This is a genomic window from Streptomyces sp. NPDC048506 (assembly GCF_040651315.1).
In the GTDB taxonomy this organism is placed as follows: domain Bacteria; phylum Actinomycetota; class Actinomycetes; order Streptomycetales; family Streptomycetaceae; genus Streptomyces.
Genome location: NZ_JBEZIX010000029.1, coordinates 23,972 through 41,806 on the forward strand (window position 1 = coordinate 23,972; position 17,835 = coordinate 41,806).

General features: G+C 73.3%; 20 protein-coding genes and 1 tRNA gene. 8 read left to right on the top strand and 13 right to left on the bottom strand.

Translation table 11 applies throughout. The annotated features are described in order from the left end of the window. Positions 1 to 69: 69 nt before the first annotated feature. Positions 70 to 459: a DUF488 family protein gene (locus tag AB0C96_RS23410; protein WP_362919653.1), complete on the bottom strand. Its 390-nt coding sequence runs from the start codon at positions 457 to 459 to the stop codon at positions 70 to 72. 143 nt (positions 460 to 602) lie between these two features. On the opposite strand from AB0C96_RS23410, the gene AB0C96_RS23415 reads away from it, so the two are divergent. After that, positions 603 to 676: transfer RNA gene (locus AB0C96_RS23415), tRNA-Pro, on the top strand. Positions 677 to 790: 114 nt separating this feature from the next. Here AB0C96_RS23415 and pstS read toward each other — a convergent pair. The 7 genes from pstS to AB0C96_RS23450 all read right to left on the bottom strand — a co-directional run bounded on the left by pstS (position 791) and on the right by AB0C96_RS23450 (position 7,521). Further along, a complete protein-coding gene (gene pstS / locus AB0C96_RS23420; protein ID WP_362919654.1) occupies positions 791 to 1,933 on the bottom strand; it encodes a phosphate ABC transporter substrate-binding protein PstS in 1,143 nt (380 codons plus the stop codon). A gap of 226 nt (positions 1,934 to 2,159) precedes the next feature. Beyond that, positions 2,160 to 2,702, bottom strand: a complete 543-nt coding sequence (locus AB0C96_RS23425; protein WP_362919655.1) for an arginine repressor — start codon at positions 2,700 to 2,702, stop codon at positions 2,160 to 2,162. 8 nt (positions 2,703 to 2,710) lie between these two features. Then, the gene (locus AB0C96_RS23430; protein ID WP_362919656.1) at positions 2,711 to 3,949 is read right to left on the bottom strand and encodes an acetylornithine transaminase; all 1,239 of its coding nucleotides are present in this window, start codon (positions 3,947 to 3,949) and stop codon (positions 2,711 to 2,713) included. Between the two features lie 73 nt (positions 3,950 to 4,022). Next, complete coding sequence (gene argB / locus AB0C96_RS23435) at positions 4,023 to 4,976, bottom strand: acetylglutamate kinase (protein ID WP_362919657.1); 954 nt, start codon at positions 4,974 to 4,976, stop codon at positions 4,023 to 4,025. After that, the gene (gene argJ, locus AB0C96_RS23440; protein ID WP_362919658.1) at positions 4,973 to 6,124 is read right to left on the bottom strand and encodes a bifunctional glutamate N-acetyltransferase/amino-acid acetyltransferase ArgJ; all 1,152 of its coding nucleotides are present in this window, start codon (positions 6,122 to 6,124) and stop codon (positions 4,973 to 4,975) included. The genes argB and argJ overlap by 4 nt, the downstream gene beginning before the upstream one ends. Then, the gene (gene argC, locus AB0C96_RS23445; RefSeq protein ID WP_362919659.1) at positions 6,121 to 7,149 is read right to left on the bottom strand and encodes an N-acetyl-gamma-glutamyl-phosphate reductase; all 1,029 of its coding nucleotides are present in this window, start codon (positions 7,147 to 7,149) and stop codon (positions 6,121 to 6,123) included. Before argC ends, argJ begins: the two co-directional genes overlap by 4 nt. A gap of 180 nt (positions 7,150 to 7,329) precedes the next feature. Further along, positions 7,330 to 7,521, bottom strand: coding sequence for a DUF1059 domain-containing protein (locus AB0C96_RS23450; RefSeq protein WP_362919660.1), 192 nt, complete (start codon positions 7,519 to 7,521; stop codon positions 7,330 to 7,332). Positions 7,522 to 7,635: 114 nt separating this feature from the next. Between AB0C96_RS23450 and AB0C96_RS23455 the strand changes: the two genes are divergently transcribed. Further along, positions 7,636 to 8,724, top strand: a complete 1,089-nt coding sequence (locus AB0C96_RS23455; protein ID WP_362919661.1) for a class I SAM-dependent methyltransferase — start codon at positions 7,636 to 7,638, stop codon at positions 8,722 to 8,724. A 106-nt stretch (positions 8,725 to 8,830) separates the two neighbouring features. Then, positions 8,831 to 9,586, top strand: coding sequence for a LuxR C-terminal-related transcriptional regulator (locus AB0C96_RS23460; RefSeq protein ID WP_362919662.1), 756 nt, complete (start codon positions 8,831 to 8,833; stop codon positions 9,584 to 9,586). Between the two features lie 52 nt (positions 9,587 to 9,638). Here AB0C96_RS23460 and AB0C96_RS23465 read toward each other — a convergent pair whose 3' ends face one another. After that, positions 9,639 to 10,184, bottom strand: a complete 546-nt coding sequence (locus tag AB0C96_RS23465; RefSeq protein ID WP_362919663.1) for a PadR family transcriptional regulator — start codon at positions 10,182 to 10,184, stop codon at positions 9,639 to 9,641. An 80-nt stretch (positions 10,185 to 10,264) separates the two neighbouring features. Between AB0C96_RS23465 and AB0C96_RS23470 the strand changes: the two genes are divergently transcribed. Next, on the top strand, positions 10,265 to 11,353 hold the full coding sequence (locus AB0C96_RS23470; RefSeq protein WP_362919664.1) for an alpha/beta hydrolase: 1,089 nt from the start codon (positions 10,265 to 10,267) through the stop codon (positions 11,351 to 11,353). 74 nt (positions 11,354 to 11,427) lie between these two features. On the opposite strand, the gene AB0C96_RS23475 is transcribed toward AB0C96_RS23470, so the two are convergent. Further along, positions 11,428 to 12,303 (bottom strand): hypothetical protein, encoded by an 876-nt coding sequence (locus AB0C96_RS23475; protein ID WP_362919665.1) that lies wholly within the window; start codon positions 12,301 to 12,303, stop codon positions 11,428 to 11,430. Between the two features lie 220 nt (positions 12,304 to 12,523). On the opposite strand from AB0C96_RS23475, the gene AB0C96_RS23480 reads away from it, so the two are divergent. Both AB0C96_RS23480 and AB0C96_RS23485 read left to right on the top strand, forming a co-directional pair. After that, complete coding sequence (locus AB0C96_RS23480) at positions 12,524 to 13,294, top strand: MerR family transcriptional regulator (protein ID WP_362919666.1); 771 nt, start codon at positions 12,524 to 12,526, stop codon at positions 13,292 to 13,294. Between the two features lie 99 nt (positions 13,295 to 13,393). Further along, positions 13,394 to 13,630 (top strand): hypothetical protein, encoded by a 237-nt coding sequence (locus AB0C96_RS23485; RefSeq protein ID WP_362919667.1) that lies wholly within the window; start codon positions 13,394 to 13,396, stop codon positions 13,628 to 13,630. On the opposite strand, the gene AB0C96_RS23490 is transcribed toward AB0C96_RS23485, so the two are convergent. The 3 genes from AB0C96_RS23490 to AB0C96_RS23500 form a co-directional block, all read right to left on the bottom strand. Beyond that, positions 13,587 to 14,156, bottom strand: a complete 570-nt coding sequence (locus tag AB0C96_RS23490; RefSeq protein WP_362919668.1) for a histidine phosphatase family protein — start codon at positions 14,154 to 14,156, stop codon at positions 13,587 to 13,589. The two genes, AB0C96_RS23485 and AB0C96_RS23490, sit on opposite strands and share 44 nt — an antisense overlap. Before the next feature lie 145 nt (positions 14,157 to 14,301). After that, entirely contained in the window at positions 14,302 to 14,754 is a 453-nt protein-coding gene (locus tag AB0C96_RS23495) for a GNAT family N-acetyltransferase (protein WP_362919669.1), read from the bottom strand. Between the two features lie 62 nt (positions 14,755 to 14,816). Next, entirely contained in the window at positions 14,817 to 16,325 is a 1,509-nt protein-coding gene (locus tag AB0C96_RS23500) for a PLP-dependent aminotransferase family protein (protein WP_362919670.1), read from the bottom strand. Here AB0C96_RS23500 and AB0C96_RS23505 point away from each other — a divergent pair. Beyond that, complete coding sequence (locus AB0C96_RS23505; protein ID WP_362919671.1) at positions 16,324 to 17,316, top strand: DMT family transporter; 993 nt, start codon at positions 16,324 to 16,326, stop codon at positions 17,314 to 17,316. The two genes, AB0C96_RS23500 and AB0C96_RS23505, sit on opposite strands and share 2 nt — an antisense overlap. A 295-nt stretch (positions 17,317 to 17,611) precedes the next feature. Continuing rightward, positions 17,612 to 17,821 carry a DUF1918 domain-containing protein gene (locus AB0C96_RS23510; RefSeq protein WP_362919672.1) on the top strand — a complete coding sequence of 70 codons (210 nt, stop codon included), beginning with the start codon at positions 17,612 to 17,614 and terminating at the stop codon, positions 17,819 to 17,821. Positions 17,822 to 17,835 lie beyond the last annotated feature (14 nt).

Genomic DNA, 17,835 nt, shown 5'->3' on the forward strand with positions numbered 1-17,835 from the left:
TCGTCAACGGAGTGACGAATGCGCAGGTCAGCGACGGGATATCGATGCATCGCAGGCCCGCAGTCTTCGCTATTTCCGCTCCCCCGACCCCTCACACAGCACCTCGGCGAGCACCGCCGCATGGCTCGCCGGCACCTCCTTCGTCGCGGTCAGCAGCGTCAGCGGCCCCTCGTCGGCGAGCTCCCGCAGCCGCCCCAGCGCCCGCTGCGCGGCGGCGTCCGCCAGCTCCGCCCGGTAGCGCTCCACGAACCCCTCGAACCGCTCCCCCTGATGGCCGTACCAGCGCCGCAGCTCGTTGGAGGGCGCCGCGTCCCTGCACCACTCGGAGAACGGCGCGTCCGCCTTGGCCATCCCGCGCGGCCACAACCGGTCCACCAGCACCCGCGTCCCGTCCGCCGTCTCCGCGGGCTCGTACACCCGGCGCACACGGACACCACCCCTGGTGAACATTTCACCCATATCTCCATCGAAGCACGGAAGACCGACCCCCGCCGAGCCCCCCGGAATCACCCCCGTGAGGACCCGCTTTGGATTCATGGGCCGGGACAGGGTATTTTTCTTCTGCACGCCCCGGCCGGGATCTCTCCGGCCGGTTCGAGCACCGGGACGTGGCGCAGCTTGGTAGCGCACTTGACTGGGGGTCAAGGGGTCGCAGGTTCAAATCCTGTCGTCCCGACGGTGCAATCGCAGTTCAGGGGCCCTGTCTCACACTGGTGAGACAGGGCCCCTGGCCGTTCCCGCAGCCCCGGTCACCCGGGGGGACGCCGACTCCCCGCGCGCCGGACGGGCGTCAGGACAGGCCGCCGATCTCGCTGCGGACCTTGTCCACGACCTTCGCCGGCAGGGTGGCATAGCCCTGGAAGGTCAGGTTCTCCTGCCCCTTCTGGCTGGCCATGTAGGTCAGGAACGCCTTGGTGGCGGGCCAGGTCGACGACTTGTTGCCCTTGTCGCAGACGATCTCGTAGGTGACGACGTCGATGGGGTAGGCGCCGGGCGCCTTGGTGCCGTAGTCGAGCGTGAGCATGAGGTCGTTGCCGGTGTCGACGGTCTTGGCGCCGGCGATGGCCTGGGACGCCGCGATCACATTGGGGTCGACGGGAGCCGGGGCGCCGGTGTCGACCGAGACCGTGTGGATCATGCGGGCGACCGCGTACGGCAGCTCGAAGTAGCCGATCGCACCCTGGGTCCGCTGCACCTGGGCGGCGAGGTCCGAGGACCCCTTGGCGGACCGGCCGCCGTGCGCCGCCCACTCCTTGCCGTGGCCGTACGTCCAGGCGTCCGGGGCGGCCTCGGCGAGGTACGAGGTGAAGTTGTCCGTGGTGCCCGAGGAGTCGGAGCGGTGGAACTGTTGGATCGCCGTCGGCGGCAGCTTGACACCCTTGTTGAGCTGCGCGATCGACGGGTCGTTCCACTTCGTGATCCGGGAGTCGAAGATCTTCGCGAGGGTGGGGGCGTCCAGGACCAGCCGGTCGACGCCGGGGAGGTTGAAGCCGACCGCGATCGGGCCGCCGACCATCGGCAGGTGGATCGCGTGGCCGCTGCCCGAGCAGGCCTTCTTGGACTGGTCGACCTGGTCGGCGGTCATCGGGGAGTCCGAGCCGGCGAACGCCGTCCTCCCTGCGAGGAAGTCGTCCTGGCCGGCGCCCGAGCCGTTGCCGGTGTAGTTGATCCTGGTGTCCGGGCAGGCGTGCGTATAGCTCTTGATCCAGTACTTCATGGCGTACTGCTGCGCCGTGGAGCCGGACGCCTGGAGGGTGGCCGCCTTGCCGCAGGCGATGCCGCCGGAGGTGTGCGCGCCGGCAGCGGCGCTGGACGGCGCCGCCGCGGTATCGGCACCGCCGCTCGAACCGCAGCCGCTCAGGGTCAGGACGCCGGAGAGGACCGCTGCGCCGGCCGCCCCGATGCGCGACCCGCCCTTCCACTGGAGTTTCACGCTCCGGTGCTCCTTCCTGCGGACCGGGCTCGGTCGACGCAGCAGAGGATGGTGAGACCTCCGTCACTATATGCATACATTTCGGAGCAACCGGTAATTTCGGGCGCGACGAGGCGCGTCCGGGGGCGTCAGCGCGTCTTCGGTGCGTCTTCGGCGCGCCTTCACTGCACCTTCAGTGCGTCTTCGGCGCGCCTTCACTGCACCTCAGTGCGTCTTCAGCGCGTCTTCAGTGCGTCTTCTGTGCCAGTCGCAGCAGGTGGTCGGCGAGCGCCTGGCCGCCGTGCGGGTCGCGGCTGATGAGCATCAGGGTGTCGTCGCCGGCGATGGTGCCGAGGATGTCGTGCAGTTCGGCCTGGTCGATGGCGGAGGCCAGGAACTGGGCGGCGCCCGGAGGGGTGCGCAGGACGACGAGGTTGGCGGAGGCCTCGGCGGAGATCAGGAGTTCGCCGGAGAGCCGGCGCATCCGCTCCTCCTTGGCCGACTCGCCCAGCGGGGCGCGCGGCTTGCGGTCGCCGCCCTCGCTGGGCACCGCGTAGATCAGCTCACCACCGGTGTTGCGGATCTTGACGGCGCCCAGCTCGTCCAGGTCGCGGGAGAGCGTCGCCTGGGTGACGGACAGGCCGTCGTCGGCGAGCAGCTTCGCCAGCTGGCTCTGGGAGCGGACCGGCAGCCGGTTGAGGATGTCCACGATCCGGCGGTGGCGGGCGGTGCGGGTCTGCGGTACGGCCGGGCCGCCGTTGTGCACCCCGTTGTCCTGCGGCTGGGTCATCTGTCTCGTCAGTCTCCGGATCGTTGTGCCCCGTCGGCCCCCTGCTGGGCCGCAGTGAGGACGGCGGGCAGCTTCCGGAGGAACGTATCCGCTTCCCCGTCGGAGACGATCAGCGGCGGGGCGAGCCGGATGACGTCCGGCGCGACCGCGTTCACCAGGAGGCCCGCGTCCTGAGCCGCCCGCTGCGCCTGCGGCGCGAGCGGCTCCGTCAAGACGATACCCAGGAGGAGGCCCGCACCGCGGACCTGGCCGACCAACGGGTGCGCCAGGGCCTCGATCCCGGCGCGCAGCCGCTCGCCGACGCGCTTGACGTTCTCCAGCAGGCCGTCCTTCTCGATGGTGTCCAGGACGGCGAGCGCGGCGGCGCAGACGACCGGGTTGCCGCTGAACGTCGAGCCGTGCGAGCCGGGCGTGAGCAGGTCGGCGGCCGGGCCGAAGGCGAGGGTGGCGCCGATGGGGAGGCCGCCGCCGAGGCCCTTGGCGAGGGTGATGACGTCCGCCTCGACGCCCTGGGCCTGGGACTCCAGCCAGTGCCCGGTCCGGCCGATGCCGGTCTGGATCTCGTCGAGGACGAGCAGGGTGCCGGTGGCGGCGGTGATCTCGCGGGCGGCCCGGAGGTAGCCGGACGGCGGCACGACCACGCCGTTCTCGCCCTGGACGGGCTCCAGGATGACGAAGGCGGTGTCGGTGGTGACCGCGGCGCGGAGGGCCTCGACATCCCCGTAGGGGACGTAGCTGACGTCGCCGGGGAGCGGGGCGAACGGGGCCTGTTTGGCGGGCTGGCCGGTCAGCGCGAGGGCGCCCATGGTCCGGCCGTGGAAGCCGCCGGTCGTCGAGACCATATGGGTCCGCCCGGTCAGCCGGCCGATCTTGAAGGCGGCCTCGTTGGCCTCGGCACCGGAATTGGAGAAGTAGACCCGTCCGGGGCGCCCGCCGGCCAGCGCCAGCAGCCGCTCGGCGAGGGCGACGGTGGGCTCGGCGATGAAGAAGTTGGAGACGTGGCCGAGGGTGGCGACCTGGTCGGAGACCGCGCGGAGCACCGCCGGGTGGGCGTGGCCGAGGGCGTTGACCGCGATACCGCCGAGGAAGTCGAGGTAGGCGTTGCCGTCGGCGTCCCACACCGTGACGCCCTCGCCCCGGACGAGCGGGATGCGGGGGGTGCCGAAGTTGTCCATCATGGCGCCCTGCCAGCGCCGGGTCAGCCCCTCGTTGGTCACCGGGCCCTGGCTGTGTGTCGACCGGCTCATGCCGATACCTCGCTTCGCTCGGCCCCGCACTCGCTCGGCGCGCACCCGTCCTCGGCTCGCTCGCTCCGCTCGCTCATTCCGCCCCCTCGGTCGTGCCCGTGCCCGTGTCCGCGTCCGTGTCCGCGTCGGTATCCGCGTCCGGCACGACCATCGTGCCGATTCCCTCGTCGGTGAAGATCTCCAGCAGGATCGAGTGCTGGACCCGCCCGTCGATGACCCGGGCGGTGTGCACGCCGTTGCGGACGGCATGCAGGCAGCCCTGCATCTTGGGGACCATGCCGCTGGCCAGCTCGGGCAGCAGCCGTTCGAGTTCGGTGGCGGTGAGCCGGCTGATGACCTCGTCGGAGTGGGGCCAGTCCTCGTAGAGCCCGTCGACGTCGGTCAGGACCATCAGCGTTTCGGCGCCCAGCGCCGCAGCGAGAGCCGCAGCCGCCGTATCAGCATTGACGTTGTAGACATGCGAATCGTCCTGGGAGCGGGCGATCGAGGAGACGACCGGGATGCGGCCGTCGGCGAGCAGGGCCTCGATGGTGCCGGTGTCGATCGCGGTGATCTCGCCGACGCGGCCGATGTCGACCAACTCGCCCTCGATGCGGGGCTGGTGCTTGGTGGCGGTGATGGTGTGCGCGTCCTCGCCGGTGAGGCCGACGGCGAGCGGACCGTGCTGGTTGAGCAGCCCGACGAGCTCGCGCTGCACCTGCCCGGCGAGCACCATCCGTACGACGTCCATGGCGTCCTCGGTGGTGACCCGCAGGCCGGCCTTGAACTCGCTGACGATGCCGTGCCGGTCGAGGGCCGCGCTGATCTGCGGGCCGCCGCCGTGCACGACGACCGGCCTCAGCCCGGCGTGGTGCAGGAAGACGACGTCCTGGGCGAAGGCGGCCTTCAGCTCCTCGTCGACCATCGCGTTGCCGCCGAACTTGATCACGACGGTCTTGCCGCGGTGCCGGGTCAGCCAGGGCAGCGCCTCGATGAGCGTGCGGACCTTGGGCAGCGCGGTGTGCTTACGGGCGGTGGGCTGGCTCATGAGCTGTACGCGCTGTTCTCGTGGACGTAGTCGGCGGTGAGGTCGTTGGTCCAGATGGTCGCGGTCTCGCTGCCGGCCGCGAGGTCGGCGACGATGTGGACCTCCCGGTAGCGCATGTCGACCTTGTCGCGGTCCTCGCCGACGCCGCCGTTCTTGCAGACCCACACGCCGTTGATGGCGACGTTCAGCTGGTCGGGCGCGAAGGCCGCGGAGGTGGTGCCGATCGCGGACAGCACCCGGCCCCAGTTGGGGTCCTCGCCGTGCAGGGCGCACTTGAGCAGGTTGTTGCGGGCGATGGAGCGGCCGACCTCGACCGCGTCGTCCTCGGTCGCGGCGTTGACGACCTCGACCTTGATGTCCTTGCTTGCGCCCTCGGCGTCCCCGATGAGCTGCCGCCCGAGGTCGTCGCAGACGACCCGCACGGCCTCGGCGAACTGCGCGTACTCCGGCGTGACGGCCGAGGCTCCGGAGGCGAGCAGCAGCACCGTGTCGTTGGTGGACATACAGCCGTCGGAGTCGACCCGGTCGAAGGTGACGCGGGTGGCGGCGCGCAGGGCTCCGTCCAGGACGTCGCTGTCGACGTCGGCGTCGGTGGTGAGCACGACGAGCATGGTGGCGAGGCCGGGCGCGAGCATGCCCGCGCCCTTGGCCATGCCGCCGAGCGTCCATCCGTCGCCCTCGTACACGGCGGTCTTGTGCACCGTGTCGGTGGTCTTGATGGCGATGGCGGCCTTCTCGCCGCCGTGCTCGGAGAGGTGGGCGGCGGCGGTCTCGACGCCGGGGAGCAGCTTGTCCATCGGCAGCAGGACGCCGATGAGCCCGGTGGACGCGACGGCGACCTCCCCCGTGTTCAGGTCGAGGACCTCGGCGACCTTCTCGGCGGTGGCGTGGGTGTCCTGGAAGCCCTTGGGGCCCGTGCAGGCGTTGGCGCCACCGGAGTTGAGGACGACCGCGGAGACGGTGCCGCCCTTGAGGACCTGCTCGGACCACAGGACCGGTGCGGCCTTGACGCGGTTGGAGGTGAAGACGCCCGCGGCGGCCCGGCGCGGACCGGTGTTGACCACGAGGGCCAGGTCCGGGTTGCCGTTCTGCTTGATCCCGGCGGCGATGCCCGCCGCCGTGAACCCCTTGGCTGCCGTCACACTCACGGCGCGACTCCGATCGTAGAGAGCCCGGTGGTCTCGTCGAGACCGAGGGCGATGTTCATGGATTGCACCGCGCCGCCGGCGGTGCCCTTGGTCAGGTTGTCGATGGCGCTGATCGCGATCACCCGGCCGGCCGCCTCGTCGTGGGCGACCTGCACCTGCACGGCGTTGGAGCCGTAGACGGAGGCGGTCGCCGGCCACTGGCCCTCGGGCAGCAGGTGCACGAACGGCTCGTCGGCGAAGGCCTTCTCGTACGCGGCGCGTACCGCGGCGGCGTCCACACCGGGCCGCGCCGCGGCCGTGCAGGTGGCCAGGATGCCGCGCGGCATCGGGGCCAGGGTCGGCGTGAAGGAGACGGTGACCCGCTCACCGGCGACCGCGCTGAGGTTCTGGATCATCTCCGGGGTGTGCCGGTGCACGCCGCCCACGCCGTACGGGGACATGGAGCCCATGACCTCCGAGCCGAGCAGATGCGGTTTGGCCGCCTTGCCCGCGCCGGAGGTGCCGGACGCGGCGACGATCACGGCCTCGCTCCCGACCAGCCCGGCGGCGTACACGGGGAAGAGCGCGAGCGAGACGGCGGTCGGGTAGCAACCGGGCACCGCGATGCGCTTGGACCCCTCCAGCGCAGCGCGGCCGCCCGGCAGTTCGGGGAGGCCGTAGGGCCAGGTGCCGGCGTGCTCGCTGCCGTAGAAGCGCTGCCAGTCCGCCGCGTCCCTGAGCCGGAAGTCGGCGCCCATGTCGACGACCAGGACGTCCGGCCCGAGCTCCTCGGCGACCGCGGCGGACTGGCCGTGCGGCAGCGCGAGGAAGACCACGTCGTGCCCGGCCAGCACCTCGGCGGTGGTCGCTTGGAGCTCCCGGTCGGCGAGCGGCAGCAGCTGCGGTTGCAGCGCCCCCAGGCGCTGGCCCGCGTTGGAGTGCCCGGTCAGCGCGCCGATCTCGACCTCGGGGTGCCCGAGGAGCAGGCGGAGCACCTCACCGCCCGCGTACCCGCTCGCACCGGCCACTGCTGCTCGTACCGTCATGGACCCTCCTCCTTGATGGCATGACTATACGGACAGCGGCAGTTTTATGCAATGGCCTGAGCTCGGCCACGGCCCGTCGCCGCGCGACGGGCCGTCGGCGCAGCAAGACCCCCGCCCCCGGCAGGTGCGGCGCCGGCCGGGAACCGGTTCGGGCGTCCTGCGGTTCAGGCGTGCTGCGGTTCAGGCGTGCTGCGGCATCTCGTTCTTCAGCGACGACCTGATCTGCTCCCGCAGCTCCGGGCCGTCCGTGTGGCCGTGGACGGAGACCGCGTGCTCGCTGGCGGCGCGGACCACTTCCTCCTCCTCGCCGGAGATGACGAGGCTGCACTTCGTCTCGCTCGGGTAGTCCCGGCAGTCGATCTTCTTGCGCATGGAGCACCTCCTCACTCCCAGTGTCGGCCCGTGCCCGGACCCGTCGCATACGGCGAATCCCGTATGGCGCACGGGCGGCCGCACTGCTGGAGTGGAGAAGGAGAGGTGAATGCCATGACCACGTCGGCCGGCGTCACGCGCGGGGGTGCAGTGGACGACGGCCGGGTGCAGGAGTTCCTGGAGAGGGTGATCACCGACGGCGGGGCCGCGGTCGCCGGCCTGTGCACCTCGCTCGGCGACCGGCTCGGCCTGTACGCGGCGATGGCCGGCGCAGGGCCGCTCACCTCCGCCGAGCTCGCCGGCCGCACCGGCCTCGTCGAGCGCTACGTCCGCGAGTGGCTCGCCGCCCAGGTGGCCGGGGAGTACGTCGCCTACGCACCGGACACCGACACCTACCGGCTGCCCGACGAGCACGCCGCCGTCCTGGCGGACCCCGAACTCCCCACCTACGCGGCCGGCTTCTTCACCATGCTCCAGTCCCTCTACGCCACCGAGGACCGCCTGATGGGCGCCTTCCGCACCGGGGAGGGCGTCGGCTGGGAAGAACACGGCCCGGCACTGTTCGCCGGCACCGCGAACTTCTTCCGCCCCGGGTACACCGCCGCGCTGGTCCCGGAGTGGCTGACCGCGCTGGACGGCGTGCTGGAGAAGCTGGAGCGCGGTGCGCGGGTCGCGGACGTCGGATGCGGTTACGGCTACTCCACGACGCTCATGGCCGAGGCCTTCCCCCGGTCGCACTTCCACGGCTTCGACTTCCACCTCCCGTCCATCGAGACGGCCCGTGGGATCGCGGCCGAACACGGACTGGGTGACCGGGTCAGCTTCGACGTCGCCACCGCCCAGGACTTCCCGGGCGAGGACTTCGACCTGATCACGTTCTTCGACTGCCTGCACGACCTCGGCGACCCCGGCGGCGCGCTGCGCCACGCCGAGCAGGCGCTGGCCGACGGCGGCCTCTGCATGATCGTCGAGCCGAACGCGTCGGCGAACGCCCTGGAGAACACCAACCCCATCGGCCGGGCGGTGACCGCCGCCTCGGTCGCCGTCTGCCTGCCGTCCGCGCTGGCCCAGCACGGCCCGCAGGCACTGGGGAACCACGCGGGTGAGGAGGCGATGCGGCGGATCGCCGACGAGGCCGGTCTGCACCACTGGCGACTCGCCGCCGAGAGCCCCGTCAACCGCGTCTATGCCGTCGGGCGTTAACCGCGCCTGACGCGCCCGGCCGGTCTTCCCCCGGCCGGCCGGGTGTCACCCCGGGGGCCCGGCAAGCGCGCCTTGACTCACCCCCGCCCCCTCGTAGGCTGGGAGTATGAGTGCGGCCGCGGAGGCCGGTCTGCGACGCATTCTGGCCGTCGTGGACCTCCTGATCGACGCCGTCGACGAGGAGACCCTCGTTCCGGCGCTGCTCCCGGTGTTGCTCTCCGCGGTCCCCGGCGACAGCATCATCTGGGCGCCGCGCGCCGGCACCTCCGACCGTACGCTCACGTTCCCCGCCGACCTGCTGAGCCAGGACGTCCGGGACGCCTTCACCCGCGAGGCGGCGACCGACTCCCTGGTGACCCACACCACCGTCGGCCCCGGTACCCCGATGCGCCGCTCGACGCTCCAGACCCGCAGCGAGTTCCACGCCCTGGCCGCCTACTCCGACGTCTACCGGCCGTTCGGCGCCGAGCAGCAGCTGGCGATGTCGTTCCCGGCCGGCTACCTCGACGGCGCTCCGCGCAAGGTGTGCGTGGCGATCAGCCGCAGCGGCAGCGGCTCCGACTTCTCCGACGACGACGTGGCAAACGCCGCCCTGCTGCGCATCCGGCTCAGTCACGCCCTCGACCGGCTGTCCCCGCCGACACCGGCCGCGCCCGGCGTCACCCTCCGCGAATCCGCCGTCCTCGCCCTGCTCGCCCAGGGTCTGACGAACCAACAGATCGCGCACCGCCTCGACATCAGCCCGCGCACCGTCGACAAGCATCTGGAGCACGCGTACGCCAAGCTGCGGGTGGGCAGCCGGGTGGCGGCGGCGAACGCCTGGCTGACGCGCGGGCCGACGGCGACGCGGAGCGGGCGCTGACCCATCGGGCAGCCCCTGGGGGCGCCCTCCCGATCCTTCCGCGGCCCGCGGCTCAGTCGTCCAACCGCTCCGGGTCCTCGGCCACCGACTCCCAGAACTCCGCATGGGCCCGCTCGTGCAGCACGCCGAGCCGCAGCAGCCGCGCCCGGGACCGCTGCCGGGAGTCCTGCGCCGGATCGAGCGCGGCGCGCAGCGTCGCGTAGTGCGCGAGCCATCTGCGGTGCCGTTCGGCCTGGCGGGCGGCGAGCGCGACGACGTCCGACGGGTCGCCGAGGTCGGCGAAGAAGAGCTTCAGCTGCGCCGGGTCGCGGGTCTCCGCCTCGGGGGTGTCGGGGTCGGCCAGCCAGCGGGCCAGCGCGGCGCGGCCGGCGTCGGTGAGGTGGAAGATCCGCCGGCGGCGCCCGGTGGCCTCGGTCTCCTCGCGCAGCAGACCGGCCTGCGCCAGCTCGGTCGGGATCCGGTAGAGCTGCGCGTGCAGGATCGGCCAGAAGGGCTGGATGTCGTCCTCGACCCGGGCCTTGAGCTCGTACGGCGTCGTCGGCCCGTGCCGGGCGATCAGTCCGAGCACGACGTACCTCGCCGGGCTGTACTCCGCCATCGTCCTCCGCCCGCTCATCCGCACCGCCCTTGACACGGTCTCATTGAGACCATACCTTCCCTCTCACTGAAACCATATCAATGAGATGGTTCATCTCGACGGCCATCTCCCTGCCCGCGAACGGGGACGGATACCGCGTGGACGCCCACACCAGCACGCCGGAAAACCCTTACGTACATCCCGAACTGACCGAGATCCTCGCCGCGTTGCCACAGCGGCCGGAGAACCCCTACGCCGACATCGCCGCGCTCCGCACCGGCTTCGCGGCGCTGATGGCACCCCTGATGACCGCGCACGACACCCGGGTCACCGTCCGCCGGACGTCGTTCCCCGGGCCCGACGGCAACACCGTCGACGTGCAGGTGCTGCGCCCCGCCGGCGCCGAAGGGGTCCTGCCGGGCGTGCTGTACCTCCACGGCGGCGGCTTCGCGTACGGGGAGCTGGACGGGCCCAGTCCGATGGCCCGCGACGCCTGCGCCGCGGCGGGTGCGGTGGTGGTCAACGTCCACTACCGGCTGGCGCCCGAGCACCGCTACCCGGCGGGCGTCGAGGACTGCTACGCCGCCCTGGAGTGGATGGTCGCGTCCGCGGCCGAACTCGGCGTCGACACCGGGCGGATCGCCGTCACCGGTGCCTCCGCGGGCGGCGGTCTGAGCGCCGCCGTGTGCCTGATGGCCCGCGACCGCCAGGGGCCGCGGATCGCCTGGCAGGGGCTGCTCATCCCCTGCCTGGACGACCGGGACCACACCGCCTCCCGGCGCCGGATCACCGACCGCCGGATCATCAACGGCCGCGGCATCGCGCGTACGTGGGACACCTACCTCGGCCCGGACCGCGGCCCCGACGTCCCCGCGTACGCGGCCCCCGCCCGCGCCACCGACCTCGCCGGCCTCCCGCCGGCCTACGTCCTCACCTGCGGGCTCGACCCGCTCCGGGACGAGGGGCTGGACTACGCCCACCGGCTGATGGCGGCGGACGTGCCGGTCGAGGTCAAGGACGTCCCCGGCGCCTGGCACTTCTTCGAGGCGTACGCACCGGGGAGCGCCCTCGCCCGGCGCACCACCACGCACTGGCTGGGCGCCCTGCGCAACGCCCTGACGCCCGCAGCGCCCGCAGCGGAACACCCGGCCGCCACGACCGCCACGACCGCGCCGGCCGTTCCGGCCTGACCGGGGTCCTCCGGGGAGGGTGGCTCCGCCGGTCGGGCCACTCCCCCGTAGCTACGAACCGGTCAGGGGCGCCGTCAGTCCCGGGTGGTGCGGGCGTGGCGGCGCTGGGCGAGGGCTCCCCAGCCGACCGCGCCGAGGAACAGCAGGACGCCGAGCGCCGTGCTCGCCGGGCCGGTTCCGTGCGCACCCCCGAGGCCGGTGTGGGAGCCGCCCCGTGGCAGGACCTCCTCGGAGCCGTCGGAGACGGTCACCGTGCCGGTGTAGGTCCGCCCGTCGCCGCCGCGGTCCGCCCCATGTTCCTGTTCCTGTCCCTGTCCCTGTCCCTGTCCCTGTCCCTGTCCCTGTTCCTGTCCCTGTTCCTGTCCCTGTTCCTGTCCCTGTTCCTGTCCCTGTTCCTGTCCCTGTTCCTGTCCCTGTTCCTGTCCCTGTCCGCGGTCCCCGCCCCGGTCCTCGTCCTGGTCGACCGCGCCCGTCGGACCGCGGTCCGCGGCGGTCCGACGCCCGGCGGACCCGTCGTACGCCGCGGGGCTCGGCGCGCCGCCCGCGCCGCGGCCGCAGGTGACGGTCACCGTGTACGCACCGGGCGCGATGCCCTCCGGCATGATCGCGGTGCCGCTGACCTGGTTGCTCAGGGGTGACAGTCGCAGGGCGGGGATGTCGGCGCCGGCGAAGGTCGCCTCGGCCACATCGCCCGCGCAGTTGCCGCCGTCGGAGACGGAGAAGGCGGCGCCCGGTGCGACGGTGCCGGGTTCGACGACCACCGGACGGTCGGGGGCCGAGCCGGGGACCGCCCCGGTCGTCGCGTCGTGCACCGCGTCGTGCACCACGCCGGACACGGCATCCGCGGCGGCATCGGTGGCGGCGTCCGCACCGTCGTCGCCGAAGACCATGACCGACACCGCCAGCGCGCCGGCCACCAACGCGTACAGGGGAATGTGGCGTATCCGCATACCCCGAGAGAAGCGCCCGGCCCGGCGGCGCGCACCTCGATGGGCGCCCCCCGCCGAGGCCATCCACCGGGCCCGACGCCGACCCGCATCCTCTTCCCGCAGGTCACAGCGGTGCGCGTGCCCCGGACGGCCGAAGGCGCCGGCTGGGCCTTCCGGGTGGCGCACCCGGGCGGGGCGGCGCACTTGAACCTCACATCGCGTGAGGATGCATCGTTGCCCCATGACCACCTCCACCTGGAAGGTCGGGGCGCTCGCCGACGCCGGCGGCCTGACCGTACGCACCCTGCACCACTGGGACACCATCGGCCTGCTGCGCCCCTCGCAACGCACCCCCGGCGGCCACCGGGAGTACACCGAGGACGATGTGGTCCGGCTCTATCAGGTGCTCGCGCTGCGGAACCTGGGGCTCGACCTGGAGTCCATCGCCGTGTGCCTGGACAGCGGGGTCGACCCGGCCCGGGTCGTACGGGACCACCTCGCCGGGGTGGAGGCGTCGATCGCGGCGCTGGAGGGGCTGCGCCACACCCTGCGCCGGCTCGACGGGGAACTGACCGCCGAACGCGAGCCGACGGTGGCGGCGCTGTTCGACGCGCTACGGGCGACCGGCGCGAGCGGCACGGAGGGCGACACGGTGCTCCGCCGCCATCTGGACCCCGACCAGCTCCAGGCCCTCCGGGCGCACGGCAGCTCGCTCGGCCCGCTGACGCACTACCTCCTGGACGTCGAGTGGCCCGAGCTGTACCGGCGGGCCGAACGCCTGCGCACGGCGGGCGTCGCGCCGGGCGACCGCCGGGTGCGGCGGCTGGTGGCGCGGATGGACGAGCTGAGCACGCTGTTCACCGGCGGCGACCGGGAGATCTCCAGCGGCGTGCGGGCGGCGTGGCGGGCGGACCCGGCCGCGCTGTCCGGGGACCCGGCGGCACCGGCCGACGGCTGGCAGGACCTCACCGCCTACCTGGACCGGGCCCGGACCGCCGATGACCAGCCCTGACACCCGCGCGCTCGTACGCCGTGCCCCGCACCGCACCCGCACCCGCACCCGCACCCGCACCCGCACCCGCACCCGCACCCGCACCCGAAGGAGTCTGTCGTGCAGCGCCGGACCCGTACCCGTATCGCCGTCGCCTCCACCGTCCCCACCCTGCTCGCCGTCCTGCTGTGCGGTGTGCTCGCCGCGACCGGCGCCCTTGCCTGGCAGGTTCCGGGCGCGGTGCTGATCGCGCTCGCCTTCCAGGCCGCGCTCACCTCCGTGCGGCTGCGTCGCCGGTCGGCAGCGGCTCGTCTCACACCTCCAGTTGGAGGCTCCAGCTGCCGGGGCGGCCGCTGAGGGTGGTCACCGACAGCGGCGGGACGTCGATCCGCCAGTACGAGTGCGGCGGCGCCTGGAGCGCATAGACCAGGGCGGCCCGTACGACGTCCGGTTCGGCCACCGCGAGCAGTCCGGCCGCGTCCTCGGTCGGCCGGGTGTCCAGCCAGTTGCCGACGCGCCTGATGAACGCCAGCAGCGACTCCCCACCGTGCGGGGCGGAGCGCGGGTCGGCGAGCCAGGCCTCCACCGCCCGCGGCTCGGCGGCGGTCACCTCGGCCAGTGTGCGCCCGCGCCAACGCCCCATGTCGCAGTCCCGCAGGGCCGGTTGGGCGAGCGGGCGCAGACCGAGGGCCTCGCCGGTCTCCCGGCAGCGGGCGGACGGGGAGCAGTAGCGCAGTTCGGCGGCGGCGAGCCGGCACAGCACGGGGGCCGCCCGCTCGGTCTCGTGCCATCCGGCGACGTCGAGCGGGCGGTCGTCGTCGAACCGCGTCTCCAGCAGCGAGGAGCTGCGGGCCGCGGCGAGCAGCTTGAGGCGAACGCTCATTCGCCGATGGTAAGAGCAGTGCCGCGCTCCGCGGACGGCCATGCGCACATCCCGCTCAGAACCCGGCAGGTCGGGAACGGCCCCCATCGCCTCGGGACGGCGGTCCCATCGCCTCGGCGCCGAAGCCCCCTCACCGTGGGGACGGTCAGATCCCCATCGGGCCGGGATCGATGAGTCCGAGCGTCATCCACTGCTCGGGCGCCGCCATCCTGCGGAAGCCGATCTTCTCGTACACGCCGTGCGCGTCCTTCGTGGCGAGCGTGATCCGGCTCAGCCCACAGGGCGTCATGTGCTCGGCGACGGCCTCGACCAGGGCGGTGCCCAGTCCCTTGCCGCGGTCGTCGCGGCAGACGTAGACGTCGCAGAGCCAGGCGAAGGTGGCATGGTCGGTGACGATCCGGGCATAGGCCACCTGTCGCCCTGAACCGGACTCGTACAGGCCGAAGTTGAGCGAGCCCTCGACGGCGCGGTCATGGAGGTCACGGGGACGGTCCAGGGCCCAGTAGGCGTCGGTGGACAGCCAGTGGTGGACGAGGTCGGCGTCCAGCCGGGCCGGGTCGGTGGAGATCTGGTAGCCGTCGAGGGCGTGCGCGGTCATGCCGCGAAGGTTCGCAGATCATCGGGGGCGGCGTCGAACGGATAGGCGGGCCGACGGGGCGCTCAGACCACCGGCACCCCCACCTCCAGGCAAGCGGTGCGCAGCCGGCGGATGCCCTCCGTGATCTCACCGACGCCGGCCGCCGCCGCGAAGCTCAGCCGCAGGTGCGCGGCCGGTGGCTCGGCGGCGAAGTACGGGCGGCCGGCCGCGACCGCGACCCCGGCCCGCAGCGCCGCACCGGCCAGCGCCGCCTCGTCGGTACCGTCCGGAAGCCGCAGCCAGAGCTGGTAGCCGCCGTACGGGAGCCGCGACCCTTCGCCCGACCCCGGGCCACTGCCGTATGTCGCACCGGGCCCCAGGCCCCGCTCGGCGAGCCCGGGCAGCTGCGTCCGCAAGGCGGTGACCAGGGCGTTCCGGCGAACGCTCAGCTCACCGGCGATCAGCCGCAGGTGCCGGGGCCAGGCGGGCGAGCCGACGAGCTCCAGGGCGGCCTCCTGGAGCGGTCCGGGCACGAAGAAGTTGTCCACGACCTGGATGGCGCGCAGCCGGTCCAGGACCGGACCACGGGCGGCCAGGGCGCCCACCCGCAGATTGGGCGACGTCGCCTTGGTCAGGGAGCGGATGTGGACGACCGTGCCGTGCCGGTCGTCCGCCATCAGGGTCGGCGGGAGGGCGGGGGCGTCGTCGTGGGCGAGCAGCCGCGCGAAGTCGTCCTCGATCACGAACGCGCCGGCCGCGCGGGCCACCCGCAGCACCTCGCGGCGCCGCTCCCGCGCGAGCACCGCTCCGGTCGGGTTCTGGAACAGCGGCTGGCTGACGAAGAGCCGTGCGCCGCTGACACGGAAGGCGTCGGCGAGCAGATCGGTACGGACGCCGTCGGCGTCCATCGGCACCGGCACCGGCCGCACCCCGGAGGCGCGGGCGACGGCGAGCATGCCCGGGTAGGTCGGGGACTCGACGAGCACCGGGGCGCCGGGGGCGGCGAGCGCCCGCAGCGCGGCGGTCAGCGCGTTCTGGCCGCCCGCGGTGACCAGCACATCGCTCGCGGCGACCGCACCGCCGGGGCCGGCGATCTCCCGCGCGAACCAGGCCCGCAGCTCCGGTACGCCCTCGACCGGCGGCCGTCCCCACGCACCCGGCCGGCGCCCGGCGCGGGCCAGGGCGGCGGCGAGGGCGCGTCCGGGCTGTAGATCGGGGTGGAGGTAGCCGCCGTTGAGTTCGACGACGCCGGGGGCCGGGGTGGCGAGGGTGGCCAGCACTCCCGTGGCGTCGACGCTCCGCGGCACCTGGTCGCCGGCGGGTTCGGCGCTCAGCGCGATCTCCTGCCAGGAGGTGTCGACCGGCTGGGGGGCCTCGTGGCGCGGCTCGGCCCGAAAGGCGCCGGCGCCGGGCCGGGTGACGACCAGGCCCTCGGCGACCAGCTCGGCGAGCGCCCTGGAGACCGTCACCGGGCTGACCCGATGTCGCTCCACGAGCGCACGACTCGATGGCAGCTTCTCCCCTGCCGAGTAGCGGTTCAGCTCACTCCGGAGGATCGCGGCCAGTTCAGCAACGCTGCTACGCTCTTGCATGAGAGCCAACGATAGCGCTACTGCACCGGCCCCGATAGCGGTCACCACCCCGCGGACGCCCGCCGCCGCCGTCCCGGACGCCGCCGCGCCTGCCACGCCTGCCGCGCCTGCCGCGCCTGCCGCCCGCGGCAACCTGGCCGCCCGGGGCGCCCTGCTCGCCGCCCTCGGCGTCGCCGCCTTCTCGCTCACCTTCCCCGCGACCGCCTTGGCGCTGGAGGGCATGGGCCCCTGGACGGTGGTGATGCTCCGCAGCGTGCTGGCCGCCGCGGTGGCCGGCGGTGCGCTCGCGGTGTGCCGGGTGCGCCTGCCGGAGCGGCGCCACTGGGCCGGAATCGCGGTCGTGGCCGGCGGTGTGGTCCTCGGCTTCCCGCTGTTGACCACGCTCGCCCTCCAGACCTCCACCACCTCGCACGCCGCCGTCGTGGTCGGTCTGCTGCCGCTGACCACCGCCGCCTGCTCGGCGGTGCGGACCGGGGCCCGCCCCTCGCGCACCTTCTGGATCGCGGCGCTGGTCGGCGCCACCGTCGTCATCGGCTTCGCGGTGCAGCAGAGCGGTGGCACGCCGAGCCGCGGCGACCTGTACCTGTTCGCGGCGCTGCTGGTGTGCGCGGCCGGCTACACGGAGGGCGGGCGGCTGGCCCGCCACATGCCGGGCTGGCAGGTGATCGGCTGGGCGCTGGTGCTCTCGCTCCCGGTGACGGCGGTCGGCGCCGTGGTCGCCCTGTCCACCGAGCCGCTGCACCTGACGGCGCACGCGATCGGCGGGCTGCTGTGGCTGGCGATCGGCTCGCAGTTCCTGGGGATGGTCGTCTGGTACCGCGGGATGGCCACGATCGGCATCTCCAAGGCGAGCCAGCTCCAGCTCGCCCAGCCGCTGCTGACCCTGGTGTGGTCCGTGCTGCTGCTCGGCGAACGGCTCCCGCCGGCCGCCCCGGCGACGGCGCTGGCGGTCCTGGCCTGTATCGCGGTCACCCAGAGGACACGGAGCTGACCGCGGCGCCACCGGGCAGCGCCGCACCGGCCCCCTGCCCCGCCCACACCCGTCGGGGCGGGCCGGGGAAACCGGCGGGACGACCGCACACCGGCCGGGCGGGCGCCGCACTTCCGGCTCGCCGCCCAGGTGCGCCGGCCGCCTCCGGACGTAAACTTGCCGCGATGGCATGTACGGCCGTCCGGGCCACCCTCAGGCTCGTCACACCGTTGGAATCGTTGGCCGTCCATCCGCTCGGCCGTCGCGTCGTCGGCCGTCCGGGTCGCATGGCCGCCCGAAGCGGGGAGGACCGCTCATGCACGCGACCAAGGGCGACCGGCTGGTGGTGCACGGCAGGACCGTCGGGCATCGCGACCACGTCGTCGAAATCATCGAAGTACTGGGTACGAACGGCGATCCGCCCTACCGCATCCGCGACGCCGAGGGGCACGAGACGATCATGTCGCCGGGCCCCGACTCGGTCGTCCAGCACGCCAAGGCCTCCGATGTCGGCCCCGGCCGGTAGGGAACCGCACACGG